The following is a 23,670-nucleotide window of genomic DNA, read 5'->3' on the forward strand; positions in this document are numbered from 1 at the left end:
GAAGGATCAGGAAGCTCCCTTGAGGGAAAAGGTCTTCATGAAAAATGAAGATATTGTCACCCGGAAGATCGCCGGGGAGCTCTTCATTGTGCCTGTCAGGGGAAGGCTGGCTGATATGCAGAGGATCTTCACCCTCAATCCGGTTGCTGAATACATCTGGGATTCTCTTGACGGCCGGGCAAGCATTGAAGATATCCGCAGAGGCGTCTTATCCGCGTATGAAGTCCCGGAAGATCAGGCAAATACTGATATCGCGGATTTTATCAGAGAGCTTTTGGATGCGGATCTGATCAGGGAGTGAACAGAACCATGGAATGTTTGGAAACGACATACCCTGATAATATGCAGTATCTCCGGGAATTCAATGCAAGGTCAGCCAGACTTCGTGTGCCGCTTTCCGGCAGTCTTGATCTTACACACCGCTGCAATCTCAGATGCCTGCACTGTTATACCGGCGATCATGCCGGCGATATGTCCGTTACGGAGATGGATACCGGGAGAATAGTATCACTTCTCGATGAACTCAGTGATGCCGGCTGTCTCTATCTCCTGTTGACAGGAGGCGAACCCCTGCTGAGAAAGGATTTCCCTGAAATTTATCGTTATGCAAAAGAGAAAGGTTTCGTCATAACCGTATTTACAAACGGCACGCTGATATCAGACGAAATCGTACAACTTTTCGAGAAAATGCCGCCTCACATCGTTGAGATAAGCCTGTATGGAGCTACTGGGCCGACGTATGAAAGCATCACCGGCGTAACGGGTTCGTACCAAAAATGCCTTTTGGGCATCAATAACTTGTTGGATCAAAAGATAAATGTCAGACTGAAAACCATTCTTATGACCCTTAACAGCCACGAATTCTCTGATATAGAACGCATGGCAAAGGACTTCGGGGTGAAATTCCGTTTTGATGCAGGGATATTCCCTCGTTTAAATGGAGACCAATCTCCTGTCAGTTTCAGAGTTGCACCAGCTGAGTCAGTGGACAAGGAATTTTCAGCCATCGAACGTATCGCCGAGTGGGAAAAGTTTCTTGACAATCATTGGCATGGATCTTTCTCTGATGACCTCTATCAATGCGGGGCCGGAATTACAAGCTTCTATATAGACCCCTTCGGAAATCTGCGTCCCTGTCTCATGACGACCACCCTTTCCTATGACCTTCTAAAAGGAAGCTTCTTTACCGGTTGGAACGAAATATCATCGCGTATCAGAGAGAAAAAAGCAGGTCGTGAGTTCGCCTGTAATACGTGTGACAAAAAACTGCATTGCGGTTATTGTCCTGCTTTTTTCGAACTTGAAAACAGGGATGAACAGGTGCGTTCCGAATACCTTTGCGCCATGGGGATCAGTCGGCACGAAAAGTTGCAAAATATCTACTCAAAAGGAGCTCAGCATGAAAAATAGCGACCATGAAATGACAAGCAAACAGGCATATGAAAAACCAAAGCTCAGGGTTATCGAGCTGGTCGCCGAAGAAGTGATGGGCGTCGGATGCAAAACTGCTGCGAGTCCCGCGCTTGGTGCATCCTTCTGTGCCTCTGGCGCGTGTTCACTCCCGGGATCATAACCAGAATTGGGAATCCCTTGAACTCTATTTTTTTTCATCTCTTTCTGCCTTTTCACCAGCGCATAGAATTTCTTGTTTCCTCTGCGCACTCCTGATGGAAAACGTCATGCATATGGAAGTCGCCGGCATTAATTTTGCCGTCAGCTGTCATTACCCGCTCTCCGTCGACAGGCTTCAGGATACTTACCACCCGTTCATAAACAATGCCGTTTCTCCAGCGGCAGATATACACGTCAATGTCCGGATCGAGACCGGCGACATGCCTGACACCGGACAGATGACAAAGGTCTTTGATACCGGCCAGTCCTGGTCTATGTTCAGACAGGGTACTGATTATTTCCTGTCGCTCAATTTCCCCTCGGCAGGCGGCCGGGGCATCTGGCTTGCAGCGTTCGACATGTATTGCGATACCATAACAATCTATTGCAGTGACCTGCTCATCAACAAAGGTGAAGGTGAAGGGCAGACAACCTGTTTTACGCCGCTGACCTATCCCCTTGACCAACTCCTATTGATGTACATACTGGCAGCGAAAGGTGGTGCATTGCTTCATGCCGCCGGAGCTGACATGAACAGCAGGGGATACGTCTTCCCCGGCAGATCCGGCGCCGGCAAAAGCACCCTGTCACGTCTCTTTCTCCCCATAGAGACAGCACAGGTGCTCAGCGATGATCGCATTATAATCAGAAAAATAGACGGCATATTCATGGCGTGCGGAACACCCTGGGCAGGGGATGCCGGGATAGCCGAGAATAAACGTGTCACGCTTGACCGCATATTCTTTATTCGTCATGCCGGAACAAACAGGGTAAAGGAGCTTACACCAGCAGAGGCGGTTAAAAGGCTTATGCCGGTGACCTCTGTTCCATGGTATGACAGGCAGGCAATGCAGAGCATACTTACATTCTGTGAGGACCTGGTTCTGAATATACCTGCATATGAACTATATTTCAGGCCTGATGCTGAAATGGTCACATTTCTTGAAGATTTCATCACCCGGGGCAGGATATGATCAGCCCGGAGGCCGGCGGCTGTTGACCGCAGCATAGATGATGCCTTACGATAAGCATATGCAGAAGGGGTCAGTGCTTTATTTCAGGGAAATGGCCGGAGCAGTTCTCAGAGAAGGCGCACAGCTCTCATTTCGGGCAGGCGGCAGGTCCATGTCACCCTTTATCCGTGACAATGAAACCGTCATAGTTGAGCCGCCATCCAGCAGTCTGCGCATCGGTGATGTAATCCTTTTTGGGTCCTCAGAACAGCATCTGACGCTCCACCGCATAGTCAGAAAAACAGCTGACGGTTATGTAACAAGAGGTGATTCTACCTGCCATGAAGACGGGACGGTTCATCATAATGCGGTTCTCGGCAGAGCTGTCCTTGTTGTCGGCGGCCTGAGCTTCCACCTCAGATTTCCGCTCAGCGCGCTCGTGGCCCTTGCACTCCGCATGAGAAAACGGCCCGCGCTTTTTGGCATACTCAGAGTACCCGGCCGTTTTCTTCTCCGCAGCCTGCAACAACCGGGCAGAGGCCGCGCACGTACCAGCTCGCAGAGATTGACATAGTATATGATCCCTGTGATAATAACTATATGAACTTCCCGAAGATACTGACAATAGCTCTGTCCGTCGTCTTGCTGTTTGCAAGTCAGACATTGGGGCAGCCGCGCACCGCAGAGGAGGCTTGCGATTCCCTGAAGGCTGCTGTCAGGAGCGGCGCAGAACCGCGCTCTGCGCTCAGGGACATACTGAGGACAAAGCAGGAATTCTGCCCGATCATACGCTGCGCTCTTGAGATCGGCATACCGCTTAAGGCAGTACATCTGGCAGCAAGAGACGCAGCCCTGCAGGACGACGTGGTAACCCGCTGCTCGACTTCAGCCTGCAGTCAGACCTTCAGACTCTTCGAAACAGATGAGGTCTGCAAACAGATAAAACGGGAGGTCGCAAGCGGAAAAGATGCTGCTGCGGTGACCCTCGAAAAACTTCGTCAGGGATATCAGGCCTGCATTGTGCTCAAGTGTACAGTGGCTGCAGGCGCCGATCTTGACGGCGTGATCAAGGCTGCGCGTGACGCAAAGGTATCCGATGATATCATTTCACGCTGCTGCATGGACGGCTGCGCAGACCCTTACCGCGTTGCCAGACTCCTGCGTGAACCTGACAGGGTCATCCCCATTGAACCGACAAGGCCGGGAGGCACAAAATCCGGATACCTCAGCCCATCAGGCTTTTAATTTGTCAGCTTTGCTGCCCCAACGTTTTTCTTTAAGCTGCTTTTTTTAGCTCTCACTATCAGCTTTTCGGCGCCCTGCCTCACCAATATTAATATTTTTTTGCGATATTTTTATGCAATAATATAACAATATGGTTTATGTTAAGAAAAAGATGTTCTCGGGAAAAAGATGGTCCGGTCCTGCTTTCCCCCTACGCAGAGCATGTCAGGAGATCTTTCTTGTATTAGCTCTTTTTTTGCCGATCTGTAATGCGTGGGCTGCATCCGGACCGGGCAATCAGAACGAGATCCCGGCTGTGCAAGCTGTCACTCCATCAGATCTGCAGCCCGAAAAAGCTGCCGCAGCACCGGCTCAGAAGTTGGAAATGGGGCGCTTCAGCAGTATGGAAACTGCAAAGGCCTTTCTCCTGAATCTCACGGAAAGCGGGTACATCGGCGGCATCGAACAACAGAAAGACAGCAGCGGACAGATCGAGTATCAGGTGCATGTTCTGCTTTCCTCCGTGCCTGAGGCAGGCGCAGGCTCTGAAAGTCTGACCTGGTCTCTTCTCGGGACAAAGGGAAAGAACATACACGGTGCAGTGACCCTCACCGGTATCTTCACAGACAATGCCTTTAATACAAAGGAAAACCGCAAGAGCGACTTTTCCCTGTTCCTCACGCCGGAGGTCTGGCTGAATCTTCCGCGCACAGACAAGGGCATTTCCTACGAAAGTGTTTCTCCCCGCTCGGCAGGCGGGCATCTCGTTGATACGCTTCTGGGCGAGCGGCTCTTCGGATATCAGGCTTCACTCTATTATCGGGCTGATCTGCCGCTGATAACAGCAAAGACCTCACCTTACGGCAATGCTGCAACGCACAAGCTTGCAGCCGGACTTGCCCTGATCGGCAACAGATTTTCTCTCATCCTGTCAGACCAGTTCGAGAAGTCCTATCAGGAGCGGGAAGCAGGCCAGCTCATCCGTGCTGATGCCGAAAATCGCTATGATGCAAACCGCTTAAGCGCAAGCGCAGCCTATGATACCAGAAACCGCCTGATCTTCAGCCTCGACTATACAAACTTCACCACTCAGTATAGCGGCGAAAGCTCGGCGCTCCTTGACCGACACGACTATGGGCTTACTCCGGCTGTTCGGTACAGGATCACTCCCAGGATCAACCTGTTGGCCGAATATACCTTCTACTCCATTTCCTACGACGGCAACAGCTTGTTGGACAGCAGGGAGCAATATCTTCTGGGAGGTCTCGAATGGAGGCTCACGGAAAAGTCTTTCGGCCGCCTCAAGGCAGGTTATGAGATGAAAGACTTCGAACACGGAAGCAGGTACAAAGGCTACAGCTTTGAGCTTCAGCTGGAACACAGACTGACACCGAAAACACAGGTTGCCCTGGCCGCATACCGCAAGACGAACGAGACACGGGTCATAGGGACTGCCTTTGCGATATCAACGGGTGCCCGCCTTGCTCTCAGTCATATGATAACCGCCAGGATCACTGCAGCGGCCAAGCTTTTTTATCTGAACGACCGGCACAGGGGAACTTCTCCGGCACTGCTTTCGGAAACTGCAGTAAAGGACAACATTTATCAGGCCGGCATTGAAGTCCAGTATGCCTTCCGCAGATGGCTCAGGGCACGCGCGGAATACCTCTTCACCGTAAAAGATTCAACAGACCCTGCCTTTGACTATCGTTCCAATACCCTGCTTTTAGGCCTCACCGGCTCGTTCTGACGGCAGCCTGTCCTGTTCTTGCATTGGCCAACAGTAGGTGCTCCAGGCACCGACAGCAGGTGCTTTAGGCATCGAAAATGGTCTATAATTGTACTGTAATGAAAAGAATAATCTATATCTTTCTTGCCATGCTCTTCCTGACGTTTCCTGGAGCAGCAGCATACGCAGAACAGGATTACATGATCGGACCTGATGATGTGGTCAAGGTGACGGTTTACAACCACCCTGACCTGACTGCTACAGACCGCGTAAGCGGCGAAGGCGTGATCATGCTGCCGCTCATAGGCGACGTGAAACTCGCAGGTCTCTCGGTTGAACAGGCAGCAAAGAAGATCAGTCGGCTCCTGAGCGACGGCTTTATCATGGACCCGAAGGTCTCGGTCTTTGTTATTGAGTTCCGGAGCCGCAAAATAATGATCATGGGGCAGGTCTTCCGCCCCGGCGTATTCACGCTCAGCGGCAGCACCACGTTTCTTGAACTGCTGACGCTCGCAGGAGGCCTGACCAAGGAGGCCGGCGACAAGGCCACGATCAAGCGCAAGACGCTCGATGCGGACAGGGAAAGGGAAGGTCTCATCACTATAGACCTCAGAAGACTGATCGATCAGGGTGATGCGTCGCTCGATGTCATGCTCATGGACAATGACAGCATATACATTGCAAAGGCAGGTGTCTTCTACATCACCGGCGAGATACGAAAACCTGACGCGTACAAACATGAGGAAGGTCTTACGGTGATCAAGGCAGCGACCATGGCCGGCGGCTTCTCGGACAAGGCAGCTCCCGGAAGGATCAAGATCATCCGAAAAGTGGACAAAAAAGAGAAGGTGATCGAGCGTGCCGGCATGGACGAGCTGATCCTTCCTGACGACATTATCATCATACCGGAGAGTTTTTTCTGATGTTCGAAGATAAAGAGATCCACCTGCGCGATTACCTGCATGTTGTCTTAAAACACCGGCATAAGGCCCTGCAGTTCTTCGGCATCGTCTTTGCGCTGACACTGCTCGTCACGTTCTCGGCCACGCCGGTCTATGTTGCAACCACAAAGGTCCTGATCGAAAAGAGCGAGCCTGCAAATCTTTCGCTCAATCCCTATGCCATGATGTATGATCCTGATTTCAGCGAGACCCAATTCCAGCTCATCAAGAGCTTTTCCGTTGCCCAGCGCGTTGTCAGGATGCTCGGACTCAACATGCGTCCTGATCCGGCAGAGGACAACAGCACAAATATCGCGAGTGGAACATTCCGCTGGTTCCGCGATCTTATCTCGACAGTCCTCCATGTCGGAGGAGCAAGGCCGGTCCCTGCAACCTCTGACCCTGCTCCGTCAGAAACGCAGGCAGAAGACCCTCTCAGGCTCTATCAGCAGGCCAAGATAATCAGCGGGGCCATCACGGTCACGCCGGTAAAGAACAGCAAGATCGTCAATATCAGCTTTGCATCTGCAGATCCGAAAAAGGCTGCGCTCATTGTCAATACCGTTGCCAAGGCCTATACCGACGAGGTTCTTGACATAAAGATGGGGTCTTCACAGTATGCCCTTAAATGGCTGACCGAGAAGGCTGATGAAGAGCGGGAGCGTCTCAACAAGACAGAGAAGGCACTCCAGGAATATATGCGCGACAAGGATATCGCAACGCTTGAAAATAAGGTCACCATGGTGCCTGAACGCATGTCCGAGATCGCGATCAAACTCGCACAGTCCGAGACAAAGAGGAAAGAGCTGGAAACACTCTACAACGCCGTGAAGGTCTTCGCCGCGAACCCTGATGGCGCTGACGAGATCCCTGCCATTGCTGCTGATCCTGTCATGCAGTCCCTGAGGTCTCAGATCCTGAAGGCAGAACAGGCTGTCGCTGAACTTTCACAGAAATACGGTAAGCGGCATCCTGCCATGGTCACGGCGACGAACGATCTTGCGGTGCTCATGGACAAGAAACGGGAACAGGTCAGGCGCGTGGTCGCAACGATCAGGAACGAATACGAAATCGCCAGGTCAGGTGAGGAGAACCTGCGCAGACTGGCAGGGCAGGCAAAGGCTGAAACCCTGAGCCTCGGCGAAAAATTCGTCCAGTACGGCGTACTGAAGCGTGAGACCGAAACGAGCAGGGAACTCTTCGGAGCGATCGTAAAGAGGATCAAGGAGCAGGGCATAACGCAGGACATCAAGACCGTCACGGTCTGGGTGATCGAAAAGGCAGAGGTCCCTTCAAGCCCTGCGAAGCCGAACAAGTTCAGGAACATCCTCCTGGGTCTGGTCATCGGTCTGATGGGCGGTGTCGGACTGGCCTTTTTCATCGAGTATCTCGACAATACGGTAAAATCAGCTGAAGATGTCGAGCAGAGGTTCGATGTTCCGGTACTGGGCACCATAGAACTTCTCGACGAGCAGAAGGGCCCGGCCGAGGATATTGTTCTGCGTGATCCTCATGCGAACATCTCCGAGAACTATCGGGCGATCAGGACCAGCATCATGCTCTCGACCGCAGACAAACCGCCGAAACATATCCTGGTTACGAGCATTGCCCCGCAGGAAGGCAAGACCACCACAGCGGTGAATCTCGCGGCAATACTGGCGCAGTCCGGTCATAACGTGCTGCTTGTGGATGCAGACCTGCGCAGACCGCGGCTCCGTCGGATCTTCAGGATCGAGAGCGATTCCGGCTTAAGCACTTATCTTGCCGGCACTTCTGCAATAGAGTTCATCGCCCCGGAAGGGGTTGAACACCTGCAGGTAGTACCTTCAGGCCCTGTGCCGCCGAACCCCTCTGAGCTGATCGGGTCGAAGCACCTGCAGGAACTTGTTGTTTCATTGGAAGAAAAATTCGATTTTGTGGTCTGGGACTCGCCGCCGCTCTTTGCTGCTGCAGAGAGTCTTGTGCTGAGCAGTATGCTGAGCGGAACGATCATTGTGACGCGCGCAGGCAAGACCACATACAAAGACCTTGAGCGCGGGATCAAATCTGTCCGTGATATAGAAGCACGTATCCTGGGCATTGTTATTAACGGTCTGGACATCAAGGATAACATGCGGTATAACTACCGGTATTATGGATACTACGGAGCGCAGGAACGTGAATCGGCCGGGAAGCTCCCGCATGAGCCCTGATACCCTTGTCTCCCCTGCCGTAAGCACGAAAAAGTCCTGCTCCATGCTGCCAGCCCCGGCGTGAAAGCTGTCACCGAAACCACTGTCTTTCGCATCTTCCTCGGCACGCTGATATTCTGCCCTCTTGCGTTCGGCACGGTCGAGACCTGGTCTCTTCTGATCATGGAAGCAGGGGTCTTCTCAGCCCTGGCACTGTATTTCATCAGGGAACAGAGGCATCGCGCCATTCTGAAGGTGCCTGGCGTTATGCCACTTGCAGCACTGCTCTGCTATATGCTTTTCCAGGCTGTTCCTCTGCCGCCTGCTGTAATAGAGAAGATATCCCCTGCGACGTTTGAGCTCTATCAACAGTCCGTCTGGATCGTTGAGCCAGGAACATGGGCAACGCTCTCCGTGTACCCGAAGGGGACTGTTTCCGAGTTCCTGAGGTTCGCTTCCTATGCGGGCGTCTATCTCCTGACAACGCAGTTCCTGTCTGACAATGGCCGGCTCAGAAGAACCGTTGATCTGCTTACGGCTTTCGCCGGAGCACTGGCATTCTTTTCGATCATTCAGCATCTGGTGTCCAACGGGAAGATCTACTGGGTCAGAGAACTTACCCAGGGCGGTACGCCCTTCGGTCCGTACGTCAACCGGAACCACTTTGCCGGGCTGATGGGTATGCTCTTCCCCATCGTAATGGTAAGTTTTCTCCTTTCACGTCCTTCCTCCCGTGAGGGATCGCTCCGCAAAAAGGTCTCTGACCTCATAGACAGATCTCTCAGGAATGTCCATCTTGTTCATGGCCTCGGTGCAATTGTCGTTGCGCTCTCGATATTCCTGAGCCTCTCCCGCGGCGGCATTCTGAGCCTCTGCGTCTCTCTGTCTCTCCTGGCCTTTCTTCTGAGCAGACGGATCAGCTCCCGAAAGGGACGGCTGCTTCTCATGGCAACGGTCATGGTGATCCTGTACGCGGTCGGATGGTTCGGCTGGACGCCCGTATTCGAGCGTTTCAGGGGGATCAGGACCCCTCAGGGGGAGATCTCCGAACTGCGTCTTGATATATGGAAGGACAGCCTTGGCATTGTGCGTGACTTCCCCCTGACCGGAACAGGTGCCGGTTCTTTTATGCAGGTGTACCCTGCGTACCGGACGATACGCGGCGAGGGGATCGCTGATCATGCGCATAACGATCATCTTGAACTTCTGACTGACAACGGCCTCATCGGTGCGGGCCTCTTCGCATGGTTCATTGCCGCAGTGCTGATCAGGTCATACAAGGCCTTTCTGAAAAGAACGGACAGATACGCGCGTCACCTTTTCGTTGGTGCTCTTGCAGGCATGACCGCATTCCTTCTGCACGGCATCACAGACTTCAATCTGTTTATCGGCGCCAACGGCCTCTATCTGTTTCTGCTGTCAGGCCTTCTGGTAAACGCAGCCCACCTGCCGGCTGCCGGCGAAGGATCTCTGCCAACGGCTGCGGCCGGACGTTCCGCGCGCAGGGCCATTGCCTGGGGCTCCGGAGGACTGCTGCTTCTGAGCGTTCTGTTCAATATGGGACAGATGCTCGGTATGATACTGCAGACCGAGGCCGCGGCCATATCTCTCAGCAGAGCGTCTGCGGACACTATTTCGTATTATCGCGACACCCTTGTCAGGGCGTCTTTTCTTGACCCCCTTGAGCCTTCTCATCACTATCTGACCGGTCGTGCAGCTGCAGAACGTTCAGACGGGCTCTCCGCGCGCCGCAGTTGTCTCAGCGCGGTACGCCTTTCGCCCTCGAATGCAGGATATCTGCAGGCGCTGGGATCAGCATTAGATAAAACCGGTGATACTGCGTCAGCCGGCAAGCTCTTTGCCGCAGGCGTTGCCCGTGCGCGAACCAATTCGGCTGTGATAAGGCAATACGGCAGTTTTCTTCTGAGTACGGGGAAAAAAGAGGACGCCCTTGTTCAGTTCAGAACCGCACTTTCCCTTGAGCCGCAAAAGATACGGGACTATACAGCATCCCTTGTGCTTGAAGGTCTGTCCGATACGGAAATTCTGGGCATCCTGCCGGAAACTGCAGAGGCCTATATCTCATTCGCAGAATATCTCGATGCAACAGGCAGTCAGGAAAAAGCGCTCTCTGCGTATGAAAAGGCAGCTGTCCAACTGAGCAGGAACCGCCCCGAATCCGCCGGGATCTACTGGCGGATCTCACAGTTCGCGGCAAGGAAGTCCCGCGTGGAAGAGGCACTCTCGGTGCTGCGGTCTGCCGGCGAGCGTTTTCCGAAAGATATCGCAATCATGCTGGCGATGGCAGGCTATTATGAAAAATTAGACCTCACAGACCAGGCTGCAGCCGCTTACCGCAAGATCATCAGCCTTGATCCGGAAAACAGGAGGGCAAAAAAACGGCTGAGAGAGATCACCGGAGAGACAGCTGCCAGGCCCTGAGGCGCTTCACTGCTTTCCGTGCAGTTTCCTTTCCCACTCCCATGCCGTCCTGATAATGTATGCGAGGTCATCGTGGTTCGGCTTCCAGCCAAGCTCGGTCCTGATCCTTGCCGGGTCTGCAACAAGGGCAGGCGGATCGCCGTCCCTTCTCTGCACTTCCCTGACCGGGAAATCAATACCCGTGACCTGCTTCACCATACGAACAACTTCACGGACTGAATAACCATGTCCGTACCCGCAATTAAAGACCCTGCTCACCCCTCTGCCTGAGAGATGTCCGAGAGCAAGCAGGTGAGCATGGATCAAGTCATCAATATGAATATAATCCCGGATGCAGGTGCCGTCAGGAGTATCATAATCAGTTCCGAAGACCTGCAGGGCATCACGCATGCCGAGCGCAGTGCGCAGCGCAACCGTGATGAGATGAGTAGCAGCCTTGTATCTCTGCCCGATCCTTGCCAGAGGATCAGCACCGGCCACATTAAAATATCGAAGCGCAACGTATCGCAGACTGCTGACCCGGCTCACGTCCTGCAGTACCTGCTCGACCATGCATTTTGAAGCTCCGTAGGGATTGATCGGCAGAAGAGGCGCATCCTCTGCAACAGGCACCCGGCTTGGCACACCATAGACAGCAGCAGTCGAAGAAAATATGAACTTATCCACATCATGCCTGATGCAGGCCTCGATCAGATGGAGCGCGTTGACGAAGTTGTTCCGGTAGTATTTGACCGGTTCCCTGACAGACTCATCGACCACAATATGGGCCGCAAAATGCGCAACCGCATCGAACTTCTCCGCACAAAAAAGACCGTCAAGCTTTGCAATGTCAGCGAGATCAGCCACGACCAGTCTGCCCTGCAGCACTGATTCCCGGAACCCGGTTGACAGGTTATCAAGAACAACCACGTCGTGTCCCTGCTCTCCAAGGGTCCTGACCATATGACTGCCGATATACCCTGCACCGCCTGTAACAAGTATTTTCATAACCCTGACCCTCTGCCCTCCGCCGTAAAAAAGTATCGCTACTTTAGCACGAATACAAGCCCTATTTCCTGTCCCGCTGCCCCTGAGATCTGAAAAATTGCTTTTTGAAGCATCTTTTTTTTATGCTAAAAGAAATCAATTTACGGAGGATACCATGTTGAAAATTTCTGATAATGCGGCCGAAAAGGCCAAAGAGATACTCAAGGCTGAGGGCAAAGAGGGCTGGGGACTGAGGATATTCGTTCAGGGCGGCGGCTGCTGCGGACCAAGCTACGGCATGGATATTGATGAGAACGCAGCTGCAGGCGACCAGACCGTCGAGAAGAACGGGCTGAAGGTCTTTGTCAATGACGAGACATTTGCAAGCCTGGCAGAAAAAGAGATCGACTTCATCAAGACCGAACAGGGTGAAGGCTTTGTGATCAATAACCTTGGTGGTGAAGCTCCCTCCTGCGGCACAGGATGCGGTTCCGGCTGCGGCAGCAGCTGCGACTAAGAATCGCCCGTGTTTCCGTATCAGAGGCCAAGAAGGCTCAGAAAGAACGAAACGATCCGGAGGATGGTGAGGGAAACCTCGCTTTCTCCGGATAACTTCATCTACCCGCTTTTTATCACGTATGGCAAAAATGTCCGCAAAGAGATCAAGTCCATGCCCGGCTGCTATCAGGAGTCTGTGGACATGGCCGTTAAACATGCCAAAGAGGTCTATGCTCTCGGCATACCTGCGATCATCCTCTTCGGCATTCCTGAGCATAAGGACGAGATCGGATCAGGGGCCTTTGATCCCCACGGCGAAGTCCAGAAGGCCATCAGGGCCATCAAGAATAAAGTGCCGGATCTGTATGTCATTACTGATGTCTGCATGTGCGAATACACGAGTCACGGCCACTGCGGCATCGTAAAAAACGGCGAGGTCCAGAATGATCCGACCCTTGAACTGCTGGCCAGGGAAGCCCTTTCCCATGCAGAAGCGGGTGCAGACATGGTTGCCCCTTCTGATATGATGGACAACCGGGTCGAGGCAATCAGGCTGGCCCTGGATGAAAATGGTTTCTCTGAACTGCCGATCATGAGCTATGCTGCAAAATATGCCTCTGCCTTTTATGGCCCGTTCAGGGAAGCAGCAGAATCAGTACCCCAGTTTGGCGACCGCCGCTCTTATCAGATGGACCCCGCCAACAGGAGAGAGGCACTTAAGGAAGTTGCTCTCGATATCGAAGAAGGTGCAGACATCGTGATGGTGAAGCCTGCCATGACCTATCTCGACATAATCTCTGACATAAAAGAGAGCTTTGATCTTCCGGTCGCCGCGTACAACGTGAGCGGCGAATATTCCTGCATCAAGGCTGCGGCAAAGATGGGCTGGATAGACGAAGAGCGCGCGATGATGGAACTGCTCACCTCGATCAAACGCGCCGGCGCTGATCTGATTCTCACTTATTTTGCCAAGGACGCGGCAAGGGTTTTAAACAGATAGCCGTTCAGCACCCCTCGGTTGCGTCAAGCTTGCCGGTCTAAGATCTCCCGTATCTTGTTCAGAAGATCGTGCGGAGTAACCGGCTTGGAGATGAAGTCCATTTTCCCTTCCAGCACCCCTTTTGTGCTGATCACATCTGCCGTATACCCGCTGCTGAACAGGACTTTCATGCCGGGATTTGTCCGGGTGATCTCATCATAGACCTCTTTCCCGTTCTTCCTGGGCATGATGACATCGAGAATGACAAGTTTGATCCTGTCTTCATTTTCCCTGAACTTATGAAGTGCCTCCTCTCCATCGCCCGCTGTTATGACCGTATAGCTGAACCCTTCAAGCACGCTTCGTATAAGGCCCCTGACTTCTTCATTGTCCTCGGCAACCAGTATGGTCTCTTTCCCGCCCCTCGGCATCGTCACTGCTGCTTCAGTCACTGCAGTCACTGCAGTCACTGCAGTCACTGCCTCACTCAGGGGCAGATAGATCCGGAACGTGGAACCTTTTCCCATTTCGCTGTATACATTAATATGGCCGTTGTGCTGCTTGATGATCCCATATGCCATTGAAAGACCTAATCCTGTACCTCTGCCGATCCCTTTGGTCGTAAAAAAAGGGTCAAAAATCTTCTGCCTGGTCTCGTCGTCCATTCCCACTCCGGTATCAGTTACCGATATAAGTGCGTACATGCCAGGTTTTTCTATAATGTTTGCTGCAATATAGTCATCACCCAACTGCACCGCTTCCGTACTGATCGACAAGTGTCCTCCATCAGGCATTGCATCACGCGCATTCGTACAAAGATTCATCAGCACCTGACCGATCTGGCCAGGATCTACAACGACTGAAAGATCCCTGTCCGCAAGATACGTTTCGAACTCAACGTCTTCGCCGATAAGTCTGCCCAGCATCTTCTCCATCCCCTGAATGAGCTGGTTCAGATCGATCTGTTTCGGGCTTATTATCTGTTTGCGGCTGAATGCCAGCAGCTGCTTTGTCAGATCAGCAGATTTTTCCGAAGAATTTAATATCTCTGCCACATACGTTTTCAGCGGACTATCCTGATCGACCTGCATATCAAGAAGGCTTGCGTACCCGATGATCGCCTGAAGCATATTATTGAAGTCATGCGCAATCCCGCCGGCAAGATGCCCGATAGCCTCCATCTTCTGTGCCTGAAGCAGTTGCGCTTCAAGCTTCTGTCTTTCCGTTTCCGTTCTCTTGCGCTCGATATTTCTGTCTTCAATATGGCCTATCATGGCATTAAAGTCATCGACAAGCTGACCCACCTCATCATTGCCGAGCTTTTCAACCCGCAGCGAAAAATCCTGCTGGCCCGATATGCGTCTGGCAGCAGCAGACAGCGACAGGATAGGTTCTGATATCATCCTCTGCATAGGTGAGATCATCACGAAAAAGACAGCCATCGAGATCAGCACAACAACTCCCATCATGGACAGGGCAAACAGCCTGATCCTGCCAGCCTCGCGCATATCATCATACAGGGTGATCGATCCGATAACGCTGCCTGCCATCATGATATTTTCATGTATCATCAGATATCCGTCAGGAGCCTCGTCACTGGCATCTGCATTAGCGGCCTTTCCGGTTGAAAGGTCTTTCGAAAGCGTTCCATATGCAGCAAAAACTTCACCCCTTAGATCCTTGACTACGGCATAGGTGACAGAAGGTTTTGCAGACAGGGCATTAAGAACACGGTCAGCATCCTCCGGTATGCGGAAAGCAAGAGATGCTTCGCAATTGCGGGCCATAATCTTTGCAAGGCTTTTGCTTCCCTCTTCATGAGACCTGCGGAAATGACTTGTCGTCATAACATAAAAGATAATGCAGGCGATCAGCACCGCTGTGGTGCCGGCGGTCAGCAGAAGCACCGAGAGCTTCTTCCTGATCGTCATGTTGCGAAACGTTGCTGCCAGCGTACCAAGCGACATATCAGCGGCCGTCCACGATCCTCACCGCAATATTGAGCAGCTGTGAACTGAAGCGAAGCCCGGCCCGGTCAGCAGGAGTCCGGTTGATCGACCATCGGATCTTTCCCCCGCTCTGCACAAGATTGACCATGCCGCCTGAGGAGAGAAAATTCTCGCTGTCTGCAACCGTGAGCACCGGGGCATCTCTGAGGCCCGCAGTGATCTTTCTGAAATTGCTCTTTTCCGATGCGCTCACAAAAAGCAGATGACATGAGCCCAGATCCATATCTTCCTGGTAAGCCCCGTATTGGATGACCTTTACCGGTTTCATTCCGCTGTTTCGGACATCTGCCTGCAGTACGTCCAGGGCATCGCCAAACGGGGATTCACCGACAACACCGATCACCATAGCTCCGTCTTTTGAGATCAGACGTTTCGATGGGGGCCACTGAACAAACTGCAGAAAATTATAAAGGTAGACTGCTTTGAGCTCATACTCTTTCACAGACTGCTGCTGTGCATAGCTGACCCGCTGCAGCGGCACTGCCCAGACAAACGAAAAGAGCGAACTCAGGAAGGCCGCCAGAATAGCAAATCTGCTGAATTGCGAATATCCTGCCCATTTTCTTGTCCTGGCAGTCCTGCTCTGAAAAGGAGGCAGGGGAGACTGAGCAAAATTCAGCAGATATCTGTCAGGATAGCGCATTAGAAATGATATCTCAGTTCAGCCCAAACGCTGCGGTGCTCCATCGGGAAGTCGTTCGGCACGACTGGCGGGCTCGGTTCACGTATATCAGAGTCAAACAGATTCCGGACAGCAACGGATATGTCCCAATGTCTGGCAATATTCTTCTTTCTAAGAGTTAGGTTCACAAGGTCGTAATCCTTGATATCAGGACGGATATCGCCAACAGCCCGGTGTCTTCCCCCGACCCAGAAATACTGACCATCCAGGGACCAGTCAGGCATGAACTTCCAGTTGGCATTCGCATAAAACTTTGCGGCCGGGACATCCGGTACAACTGCTCCGGTCTTTGTATCTGTAGACCTCTGGTATGAGAAGTTGGCCCGGAACCTCAGAGCATCGGTGGTCTGCCAATCAGCCTCGATCTCAATTCCCTGTCCGTCCTGATCACGGGCATTCTGCGCTGTCTTCGAAGTCGCAGGCGCCGGATCAGAAACATAATCTATCAAACCGCTGATCCGGGACTTAAACAGATTCAGGCCCAGTCGCATGCTTTTGGTCGGGCGGTAATCAAAGGCAACCTCGTAAGTATCAATCGTTTCTGGTTCGAGATTCGTATTGCCGAGTATTGAGGGATTATTCTGAGTATGCATCTCGCCAAATGATGGTGCCCTGAATGCCCTGCCGTACATCAACTTGGCGATAAGCTCCGGGGTTGCACTCCAAACAAGGGCTACTCTCGGACTCACAGCGCTGCCAAAGTCTGAATAGGAATCATATCTGATCCCGGTGGTCAGCTCCCAGCCTTTTGCAAATGACCATTCATCCTGTATACCGGCAAAATATAGCTGGCGATCATGATCGTTCAGATAGACATAGGGAGTGTCAGAAATGTCCACAAGCTCCCCGAACTGGACAGGTACGCCGCTCCCATAATTCTTATGCTGAAAGGTATTGATATCATAATTGTTCATGCCCAGGGAGAGTCTTACCCCGTGATCGCTGAAGCCGTGGTATTCACCCGCCAGTTCAAGTCCGCCGCTTAATTCCCTGACTCCTGGCTTTCCGATCATTCTGCGAAAATTCTCGGGAAAAAAATAGAACGTATTTTCCAGCCAGAGATATTCTCCGTGAACAGTTGCGGTAAGGTCAACGTCCGGCAAAAGATCCTTTTCTTTATAACTCAAAGACCCCAATAACAAAAAATTATCGGTATAGCTCTTGCCATCGTTCAGGACAGTGCTAATACCGGCGCCTAATCCATTATCGATCATCCCGCTGTTATGAAACCTGAATGTGAATTTTCCCTTCCGTGCCGACATGCTGGCGCTAAGCGTTTCATAGTGCGTGTCAAGAGGGCCGGGGGCAAGAGATGGGGGCCCGCTGCCAAGAGCATCTTTTTCTATTATCCGTTTACGGTCACCATCTCCTTTTGCGTATTCAGCGCCGAGCGCGACATCCCAACCATTATAGGTGCCGCCGTGCTGGGCCCATGCATCATAACTGCCAAAGGATCCTCCCCGCGCACCAAAGTTTGTGCCGTTAATATCGCTGCTGTTTCTGGTTATTATATTGATAGCGCCTGCAAAAGCATCCGCACCAAGCACTGCAGAGCCCGGACCGCGGATTATCTCTATTCTTGAAATCATCGATACCGGCATTCTGAGTCTATAGGGCTTGACCCCATTAGTATTTATCTTTACCGGCTGCCCATCGATCAGCAGGAGCACCTGCGGATTCAGCTGTGTATAAATGCCCCGGATGCTCCATACAGGCGAAAAGATATTGGAGCCGCCAGGCTGGACATGCAGGCCGGCAACGGTTTCAAGAATCTCATCCAGGGTCGTCGCTCCCATGTCCTCGATATCCTGGGAGGTAATGACCGTTGCTACAGACGGTGCGAGCTTCAGCGACCTTGAGGTGCCCGTTGCAAGCGAAACTTCGAGTTCCACCAGTTCTGCAAGGCCTTTTTTCAGGAGTGAGGACATTGCCAATGAGTCCTGAGAGGCAGCACCCCAGGCAAGGACAGGGGACAGAACAAGAACTGCAGTGAGGCAGAGAGCCTTCTTTAATGAGACCGTTCTATGCATAAGAATAGGATTGTTCATCATTTTCCCCACAGCTTCGGAAAGCAAAAATATTATAAAAAGTTATCAAATTATATCATAACTGAAGACTTGGCAGGGGAGATCTGATACTCACAAGTAGTGCCATGACACTGCAAAACAGCAATAAATGCGGAATTTCTTCACGACCCGTTCGCCATCTTGATCACCGCTTCCTCTGCCGGCATCACCGGTTTTGGACAGGCAACTCCTTAGTGTCATTGATCATGGCTCCTCCTGCTTATGCTTTCAGCGTTTTTACCAGATACTGAAGAGCCTCCTGATATTCTTAACTTCCTTTGCCCAGGTATCAGCCCTCTCCAGGGCATAGTCCTGATATGTACTGATCTGCAACCCTCCTGCTGTTTCGGTGATCTTGACCGCCCCATCCCTGTCTGTTCTGAATATCTGCGCGTCTGACAATACATCGAGCATCTCGGGCCGCGGATGGCCAAAAGAATTGTCTCTTCCAACCGATATCACCGCAATAGAGGGCGATATCTCAGAGAGAAATTTCTCATGAACAGACGATCTTCCGCCATGATGAGGGACCTTGAGTACATCGCTCTTGAGCCGCAGGCCGAGATGAGACAGATCATCCTCTGCCTCATCCTCAACATCTCCCACAAAGAGGAATGCATGATCCCTTCCTGTTACTTTCAGAACGAGCGAGGAGTTGTTCTCGTCAACAAAATCATTGTCCTCCCGCGTATAAAATTCAGGGTACGGATGAAGCACCTCTATCCTGTAGTTCCTGCCCCCGACAATATCACCCCGCTCCAGTCTGCGGTGCGTTTCAGGCAATACCAGTTCTTCGGGAAACTCAAGACGGCCATTGTCCCATATCTCCTGTATACGGTACTGCTTCAGCATGAGATCTGCGCCGCCTGAATGGTCAGGATGAGAATGGGTAATGACAAGGGCATCGACTGTTCTTCGGCCGAGATATTTGAGAAAGTTCGTGGTCTCATATCCGCTTCTCCCGGTATCCACCGCAAGGACCTTTCCGTCGGGCAGTTCAACAACAGCGGCATCTCCCTGCCCCACATCAAGGAATGTCACGCTGAGTTCCCTGGGGGAGAATAAACTGATACTCGCATAAATAAGAAACGGCAGTGCAGGCAGAAGGAGCAAGATCTTCTTTCTCCCCCAGGCGAGATAGCAAAAAATCCCGGCATAGAAGAAGACGACCAGTGCCAGGGGAAATGCAGATATCTTTATATCAGCAAAAGGTATTTTCGCCATCGTGGTCACAAGCCAAAGAGAAAGATCCGTTGTCAGCTCGACCAGGGGGCCAAAGATATAATATCCGGTCAGGAGATAGGCAAATGAAGAGATAAGGGCCAGGGGCAGGACAACAAATCCGATCAGCGGGGCAGCGACCAGATTCGAAAAAGGGGATATGAGAGAGAAATAATGAAAGTGATATGCTACCAGCGGCGCTGTACCGATGGTTGCTGCCAGGGTCAGCCGCAGGGAACTTTTCAGGAATTCTGCCAATGCATTGTGCTTCTTCGTCTCTGCGGTCTTCTCATCATCTTCCCCCCTGCGTTCCACAGAAAACCCGATGAAGAGGACCGCGATGAATGATAGCTGAAAGGTCAGGGTCATGATCACTGCCGGGTCCCAGAGAACAAGCGCAAAGGCAGCGAGAAGGACCGTATTGAGCCAAAATCCCTTTCTGCCTATCAGAAGACCGAAGAGAAAAAGACTGATCATGACAAAGGACCTGACCGCAGGCACACTCCCTCCTGAAATGCCCAGATAGAGCACCATGAGAGGGAGACAGATCATTGCTGCAACCTGCTGCGGGCTCAGATACAGGGTCAGACGCAGAAAAACACGGTATGGCAAACTCCTTATCAGGAACAGAAAAAGGGTGAACATAACGACCGACAGAAGGCCAAAGTGAGTACCTGAGATGCTGAGGATATGGGCAAGACCGGTTGCATTGAAGGCGTTCTTCAGATCTTCATCAAAATGGACCTCACCAATGGTCACCGCAGAAATAAAATCCGCATCCGCCTTGCTGAAACGGCCCACAATGTACTCATGCAGAGAAGCCCGCGAGCGTTCAAACATATTCCCAAGAGCAGTTTCTGCTTCTTCCTGACCAAGGATCCCAAGAAGCCGAGCCGTGAGAAAAACCCTTCCGCTGCTGCCGGGGTTCAGGCGGGTCCTGTCCTTTCCCGTTTCAACAAGAAGTTCATAGGTATCGTCAGGGTCGAACGCTGCATCTGCGCGCAGCCTGATCTTCTCATCCTCCATTGCCCCGATCTCCTGCCCGGTCTCTTCATCAAGCGCTTTTTCGATAACAAAGTTCTGTGCATCAGGAGCAGCCGAAGGTGCGCTGCCCTTTTGCAGAAATCTGCCTGTTATCTCCATTTTCTTGTTCCAGGGCTGCAGCGGCTGCTCCGCAACAGGCGCCCTGAACAGCGCATAGACGATCCCGAGGACGATGAAAGGGATCCATCTGCTTTTCTTATTTTTTATGAGCCAGGCAGCAGAGGAAAGGAAGAGAACAATACTGCAGAACAAAAAATACCGGGAGATAAAGAAAAAGATAATGCCGGAAAGAAAGCTCAGCAAAAAAGACATCAGGCCATCTTTTCTTTGATCACCTTTGCAATGTTCCTGCCGAGCCGGTTGATCTCCTTCAGGCTCTCGCCTTCAAGCATGACACGTACCTTGGGCTCAGTGCCTGAGGGCCTGACCAGCACCCTGCCTTTGCCGGCAAGGGTCTCCTCTGCCTGCTGCACCGCCCGTACTATGGCAGGAAAGGAGCGGAAATCCTGTCTCTTTTCGACCTCAACATTGATCAGCACCTGCGGGAAAAGCTTTATCGGCGACACCAGCTTTGAAAGCGGCAGGTCTCTCGCCTTCATCAGGTCCAGCACCTGAACAGCGGTGATCGGCCCGTCACCGGTCGTATTGTGGTCAAGAAAGATAATATGGCCTGACTGCTCGCCGCCGAAATTATAGTCATTCGCCAACATCCTCTCGACCACATAACGGTCACCAACCTTTGTCCTGATCAGCCTGATACCCTGTTTCTTCAGAAAGATCTCAAGACCGATATTGCTCATGACCGTTGCAACAACCGTGTTTTGCCTAAGGCCGCCCTGTGCATGCATCTCAACAGCACACATACCCATGATCTGGTCGCCGTCAACGAGCCTGCCCTTTTCGTCGCAGAGAAGCACCCGGTCGGCATCCCCGTCGTGGGCGATACCGATATCAGCCTTGTTCTTCAGGACAGCCTTCACCAGATCCTCTGTATGCAGGGAACCGCAGTTATCGTTTATGTTCGTGCCGTTCGGCCGGTCATGAATGGATATCACCTCGGCGCCAAGCTCGCGCAAAAGCCAGGGAGTCGTCTTGTACGCAGAACCATTTGCGCAGTCCACGACTACTTTCATGCCTTCGAACGTGACACCTTTTCTCAGTGTTGACTTGATGTATTCGATATATCGCCCGGTTGCATCATCGAGCCTGAAGGCCTTGCCGACGTCTTCACCCTTTGCCCGGTACCGCTCAAGGCCGTCATCTTTGACCATGGCCTCGATCCTGGCCTCAAGGGAATCAGGGAGCTTAAAGCCGTTGTATGAGAAGAATTTTATGCCATTATCATAAAAAGGATTGTGCGATGCGGAGATCACAACACCAGCATCGATCCGCAGGGCACGCGTCAGGAATGCAATGCCCGGCGTGGGAAGAGGGCCCACAAGCGTTACATTCATCCCCATGGAGCAGATGCCTGAGGTGAGTGCGCTCTCGATCATGTACCCGGAAAGCCGGGTATCCTTGCCGATAAGAACCATGTTCCTGCCATGGTGCTGCTTCTTCAGCACAATGGCAGCTGCCATGCCGACCCTCAGGGCTATCTCAGGGGTCATCGGATATTTGTTAACCTTGCCCCGCATACCGTCAGTGCCGAACAGCTTCATCTCTTCCTCTCCGCAACGGTTATCTTTACCTTCACTTTCGAAATATCGGATTTTATGTTTGTCCCTGACGTATCAAGGTCAAGTTCTTCGGTCTTTGAGCCCGAAATATGCGAAATATCGAACGGTTCAGTTCTGATCATATCGATCTTTCTCAACTCTGATTTAAGCCCCCTGATGACCGCTGTTCTCGGCTCAACGACCATTGTCGTCACCCCTCCCTTTTCGGGCGAACCCAACAGCTGAGGCCGGACAGGAACGGTCTTCACCGCTATCTCTTCCAGCTTTACCCGTACGGAAGGAGGAGCAACATTTGTCACGGTCATGGCAAAGGGAAGTTTCACGTCTTCCTTATTGACCGGATAGACCGTCTCACCGGGCTTAGCCCTGCCCAGGTCCAGAAAAACCCTGAGGTCAGAGGCGTTCAGATTTTTCATGAAGCGCTCCTGACCTCTTATGGTGAGCGTTACCGCCTTGGCAGTGCTGCCGGCAATGCCGAGCTCAGCAGGGATATCCTTGAACTCAAGCGGCGCTTCAAGCGATATCTCAGACTGCCCCTGGGACGTGACAAAGAACCAGAGGAAGACGGCTATCAGCACCGCCGATACTTTAAGCCCCAGATTCTCAAAAATAGCCTGTTTCATTTCTTGGCCTTCTTGGTCGCAAATATATCGGTCAGCATATCTCTCAGCATCCCCATGTCAAGTCTGCCCTCTATCTTGCCGCCCAGAACTATGGATATCTGGCCGGTTTCTTCTGACACAATGACCGCAACAGCATCTGTATCCTCAGTAAGGCCGATGCCTGCCCTGTGGCGCGTTCCAAAGGACTTGCTCACTTCAGCGCTCAGGGTGATAGGGAGGAAGCAGCCGGCAGCAGCGATCCTGTTGCCTTTGATAATGACAGCGCCGTCGTGGATCGGCGATGAAGGATGAAAAATGCTCACGAGAAGTTCCCGGGAAACCTTTGCGTCAAGCGTTGTACCGACCTCAATGAAGTCCTTCAGACTCGTCTCCCGCTCGATGACGATCAGTGCGCCGATCTTTTTGTTTGCGAGAGAAACCGCAGCCCTGACGATCTCCTCATGAGACCGCAGCTCTTCGGCAGTCGTAAAAGAGGTCAGGAATTGCGCTTCACCCATATGCGCCAGCGCCTTGCGGATCTCCGGCTGAAACAGGACGATGATGGCAAGGACGATCTGCGCCCAGAAGCTCTGGACAAGCCAGTCTATGGTGAACAGCTCAAGATGCCGGGAGGCAAAAGAAGCAACGAGCAGGACGCCGAGCCCAAGCAGCATCTGAACGGCCTTTGTCCCCTTGATGATCAGAAGAAGACGATAGAGGATCAGCGACATCACAAGGATGTCGAGGATGTCGAGGATCCATCGGTGCTGTCTCAGGAGTTCGAGCATTATATAAAAGAGCCTGCCTCTGCCATAAAGATGGCCTATTATATATTATGGCCTGCACAAAATTA

The 23,670-nt window shown here is 52.1% G+C and carries 20 protein-coding genes; 12 read left to right on the forward strand and 8 right to left on the reverse strand.

What is annotated here, in order from left to right; all coding sequences use genetic code 11:
* Positions 1 to 37 precede the first annotated feature (37 nt).
* The 10 genes from HZB62_13855 to HZB62_13900 all read left to right on the forward strand — a co-directional run bounded on the left by HZB62_13855 (position 38) and on the right by HZB62_13900 (position 11,071).
* Positions 38 to 301 carry a PqqD family protein gene (locus tag HZB62_13855; protein ID MBI5076233.1) on the forward strand — a complete coding sequence of 88 codons (264 nt, stop codon included), beginning with the start codon at positions 38 to 40 and terminating at the stop codon, positions 299 to 301.
* An 8-nt stretch (positions 302 to 309) separates the two neighbouring features.
* Positions 310 to 1,410, forward strand: a complete 1,101-nt coding sequence (locus tag HZB62_13860) for a radical SAM protein (protein MBI5076234.1) — start codon at positions 310 to 312, stop codon at positions 1,408 to 1,410.
* Complete coding sequence (locus tag HZB62_13865; GenBank protein MBI5076235.1) at positions 1,400 to 1,573, forward strand: hypothetical protein; 174 nt, start codon at positions 1,400 to 1,402, stop codon at positions 1,571 to 1,573. Before HZB62_13860 ends, HZB62_13865 begins: the two co-directional genes overlap by 11 nt.
* A gap of 106 nt (positions 1,574 to 1,679) precedes the next feature.
* Positions 1,680 to 2,585 carry a hypothetical protein gene (locus HZB62_13870; GenBank protein MBI5076236.1) on the forward strand — a complete coding sequence of 302 codons (906 nt, stop codon included), beginning with the start codon at positions 1,680 to 1,682 and terminating at the stop codon, positions 2,583 to 2,585.
* A 37-nt stretch (positions 2,586 to 2,622) separates the two neighbouring features.
* Entirely contained in the window at positions 2,623 to 3,138 is a 516-nt protein-coding gene (locus HZB62_13875) for a S24/S26 family peptidase (GenBank protein ID MBI5076237.1), read from the forward strand.
* Positions 3,139 to 3,164: 26 nt separating this feature from the next.
* Positions 3,165 to 3,809, forward strand: coding sequence for a hypothetical protein (locus tag HZB62_13880; protein MBI5076238.1), 645 nt, complete (start codon positions 3,165 to 3,167; stop codon positions 3,807 to 3,809).
* Between the two features lie 130 nt (positions 3,810 to 3,939).
* On the forward strand, positions 3,940 to 5,538 hold the full coding sequence (locus HZB62_13885) for an outer membrane beta-barrel protein (protein ID MBI5076239.1): 1,599 nt from the start codon (positions 3,940 to 3,942) through the stop codon (positions 5,536 to 5,538).
* 98 nt (positions 5,539 to 5,636) lie between these two features.
* Entirely contained in the window at positions 5,637 to 6,440 is an 804-nt protein-coding gene (locus HZB62_13890) for a polysaccharide biosynthesis/export family protein (GenBank protein ID MBI5076240.1), read from the forward strand.
* A complete protein-coding gene (locus tag HZB62_13895; GenBank protein ID MBI5076241.1) occupies positions 6,440 to 8,650 on the forward strand; it encodes a polysaccharide biosynthesis tyrosine autokinase in 2,211 nt (736 codons plus the stop codon). Before HZB62_13890 ends, HZB62_13895 begins: the two co-directional genes overlap by 1 nt.
* Before the next feature lie 60 nt (positions 8,651 to 8,710).
* Positions 8,711 to 11,071 carry an O-antigen ligase family protein gene (locus HZB62_13900; GenBank protein MBI5076242.1) on the forward strand — a complete coding sequence of 787 codons (2,361 nt, stop codon included), beginning with the start codon at positions 8,711 to 8,713 and terminating at the stop codon, positions 11,069 to 11,071.
* 6 nt (positions 11,072 to 11,077) lie between these two features.
* Here the strand turns inward: HZB62_13900 and galE are convergent, their stop codons facing one another.
* Positions 11,078 to 12,058: a UDP-glucose 4-epimerase GalE gene (gene galE / locus HZB62_13905; protein MBI5076243.1), complete on the reverse strand. Its 981-nt coding sequence runs from the start codon at positions 12,056 to 12,058 to the stop codon at positions 11,078 to 11,080.
* 154 nt (positions 12,059 to 12,212) lie between these two features.
* On the opposite strand from galE, the gene HZB62_13910 reads away from it, so the two are divergent.
* Together HZB62_13910 and hemB are read left to right on the forward strand one after the other, a co-directional pair.
* A complete protein-coding gene (locus tag HZB62_13910) occupies positions 12,213 to 12,554 on the forward strand; it encodes an iron-sulfur cluster assembly accessory protein (GenBank protein ID MBI5076244.1) in 342 nt (113 codons plus the stop codon).
* A 9-nt stretch (positions 12,555 to 12,563) separates the two neighbouring features.
* The gene (gene hemB / locus HZB62_13915; GenBank protein MBI5076245.1) at positions 12,564 to 13,535 is read left to right on the forward strand and encodes a porphobilinogen synthase; all 972 of its coding nucleotides are present in this window, start codon (positions 12,564 to 12,566) and stop codon (positions 13,533 to 13,535) included.
* Positions 13,536 to 13,558: 23 nt separating this feature from the next.
* On the opposite strand, the gene HZB62_13920 is transcribed toward hemB, so the two are convergent.
* The 7 genes from HZB62_13920 to HZB62_13950 form a co-directional block, all read right to left on the reverse strand.
* Complete coding sequence (locus HZB62_13920; protein MBI5076246.1) at positions 13,559 to 15,481, reverse strand: response regulator; 1,923 nt, start codon at positions 15,479 to 15,481, stop codon at positions 13,559 to 13,561.
* A 1-nt stretch (position 15,482) separates the two neighbouring features.
* On the reverse strand, positions 15,483 to 16,166 hold the full coding sequence (locus HZB62_13925; GenBank protein MBI5076247.1) for a YfiR family protein: 684 nt from the start codon (positions 16,164 to 16,166) through the stop codon (positions 15,483 to 15,485).
* On the reverse strand, positions 16,166 to 18,235 hold the full coding sequence (locus HZB62_13930; protein ID MBI5076248.1) for a TonB-dependent receptor: 2,070 nt from the start codon (positions 18,233 to 18,235) through the stop codon (positions 16,166 to 16,168). The genes HZB62_13925 and HZB62_13930 overlap by 1 nt, the downstream gene beginning before the upstream one ends.
* A gap of 273 nt (positions 18,236 to 18,508) precedes the next feature.
* Entirely contained in the window at positions 18,509 to 20,848 is a 2,340-nt protein-coding gene (locus tag HZB62_13935; GenBank protein MBI5076249.1) for a DNA internalization-related competence protein ComEC/Rec2, read from the reverse strand.
* Positions 20,848 to 22,197 (reverse strand): phosphoglucosamine mutase, encoded by a 1,350-nt coding sequence (locus HZB62_13940; protein ID MBI5076250.1) that lies wholly within the window; start codon positions 22,195 to 22,197, stop codon positions 20,848 to 20,850. The genes HZB62_13935 and HZB62_13940 overlap by 1 nt, the downstream gene beginning before the upstream one ends.
* A complete protein-coding gene (locus HZB62_13945) occupies positions 22,194 to 22,838 on the reverse strand; it encodes a hypothetical protein (GenBank protein MBI5076251.1) in 645 nt (214 codons plus the stop codon). Before HZB62_13945 ends, HZB62_13940 begins: the two co-directional genes overlap by 4 nt.
* Positions 22,835 to 23,605: a TIGR00159 family protein gene (locus HZB62_13950; protein MBI5076252.1), complete on the reverse strand. Its 771-nt coding sequence runs from the start codon at positions 23,603 to 23,605 to the stop codon at positions 22,835 to 22,837. The genes HZB62_13945 and HZB62_13950 overlap by 4 nt, the downstream gene beginning before the upstream one ends.
* Positions 23,606 to 23,670 lie beyond the last annotated feature (65 nt).

This window comes from Nitrospirota bacterium, from assembly GCA_016214855.1.
Taxonomy (GTDB): domain Bacteria; phylum Nitrospirota; class Thermodesulfovibrionia; order Thermodesulfovibrionales; family UBA6898; genus UBA6898.

Bases quoted from the DNA above. Each gene is read 5' to 3' on its own strand.
- HZB62_13855 (MBI5076233.1), top strand. From the start codon at position 38: ATGAAAAATGAAGATATTGTCACCCGGAAGATCGCCGGGGAGCTCTTC.
- HZB62_13860 (MBI5076234.1), top strand. From the start codon at position 310: ATGGAATGTTTGGAAACGACATACCCTGATAATATGCAGTATCTCCGG.
- HZB62_13865 (MBI5076235.1), top strand. From the start codon at position 1,400: ATGAAAAATAGCGACCATGAAATGACAAGCAAACAGGCATATGAAAAA.
- HZB62_13870 (MBI5076236.1), top strand. From the start codon at position 1,680: ATGCATATGGAAGTCGCCGGCATTAATTTTGCCGTCAGCTGTCATTAC.
- HZB62_13875 (MBI5076237.1), top strand. From the start codon at position 2,623: ATGATGCCTTACGATAAGCATATGCAGAAGGGGTCAGTGCTTTATTTC.
- HZB62_13880 (MBI5076238.1), top strand. From the start codon at position 3,165: ATGAACTTCCCGAAGATACTGACAATAGCTCTGTCCGTCGTCTTGCTG.
- HZB62_13885 (MBI5076239.1), top strand. From the start codon at position 3,940: ATGGTTTATGTTAAGAAAAAGATGTTCTCGGGAAAAAGATGGTCCGGT.
- HZB62_13890 (MBI5076240.1), top strand. From the start codon at position 5,637: ATGAAAAGAATAATCTATATCTTTCTTGCCATGCTCTTCCTGACGTTT.
- HZB62_13895 (MBI5076241.1), top strand. From the start codon at position 6,440: ATGTTCGAAGATAAAGAGATCCACCTGCGCGATTACCTGCATGTTGTC.
- galE (MBI5076243.1), bottom strand. From the start codon at position 12,058: ATGAAAATACTTGTTACAGGCGGTGCAGGGTATATCGGCAGTCATATG.
- HZB62_13910 (MBI5076244.1), top strand. From the start codon at position 12,213: ATGTTGAAAATTTCTGATAATGCGGCCGAAAAGGCCAAAGAGATACTC.
- HZB62_13920 (MBI5076246.1), bottom strand. From the start codon at position 15,481: ATGTCGCTTGGTACGCTGGCAGCAACGTTTCGCAACATGACGATCAGG.
- HZB62_13925 (MBI5076247.1), bottom strand. From the start codon at position 16,166: ATGCGCTATCCTGACAGATATCTGCTGAATTTTGCTCAGTCTCCCCTG.
- HZB62_13930 (MBI5076248.1), bottom strand. From the start codon at position 18,235: ATGCATAGAACGGTCTCATTAAAGAAGGCTCTCTGCCTCACTGCAGTT.
- HZB62_13935 (MBI5076249.1), bottom strand. From the start codon at position 20,848: ATGTCTTTTTTGCTGAGCTTTCTTTCCGGCATTATCTTTTTCTTTATC.
- HZB62_13940 (MBI5076250.1), bottom strand. From the start codon at position 22,197: ATGAAGCTGTTCGGCACTGACGGTATGCGGGGCAAGGTTAACAAATAT.
- HZB62_13945 (MBI5076251.1), bottom strand. From the start codon at position 22,838: ATGAAACAGGCTATTTTTGAGAATCTGGGGCTTAAAGTATCGGCGGTG.
- HZB62_13950 (MBI5076252.1), bottom strand. From the start codon at position 23,605: ATGCTCGAACTCCTGAGACAGCACCGATGGATCCTCGACATCCTCGAC.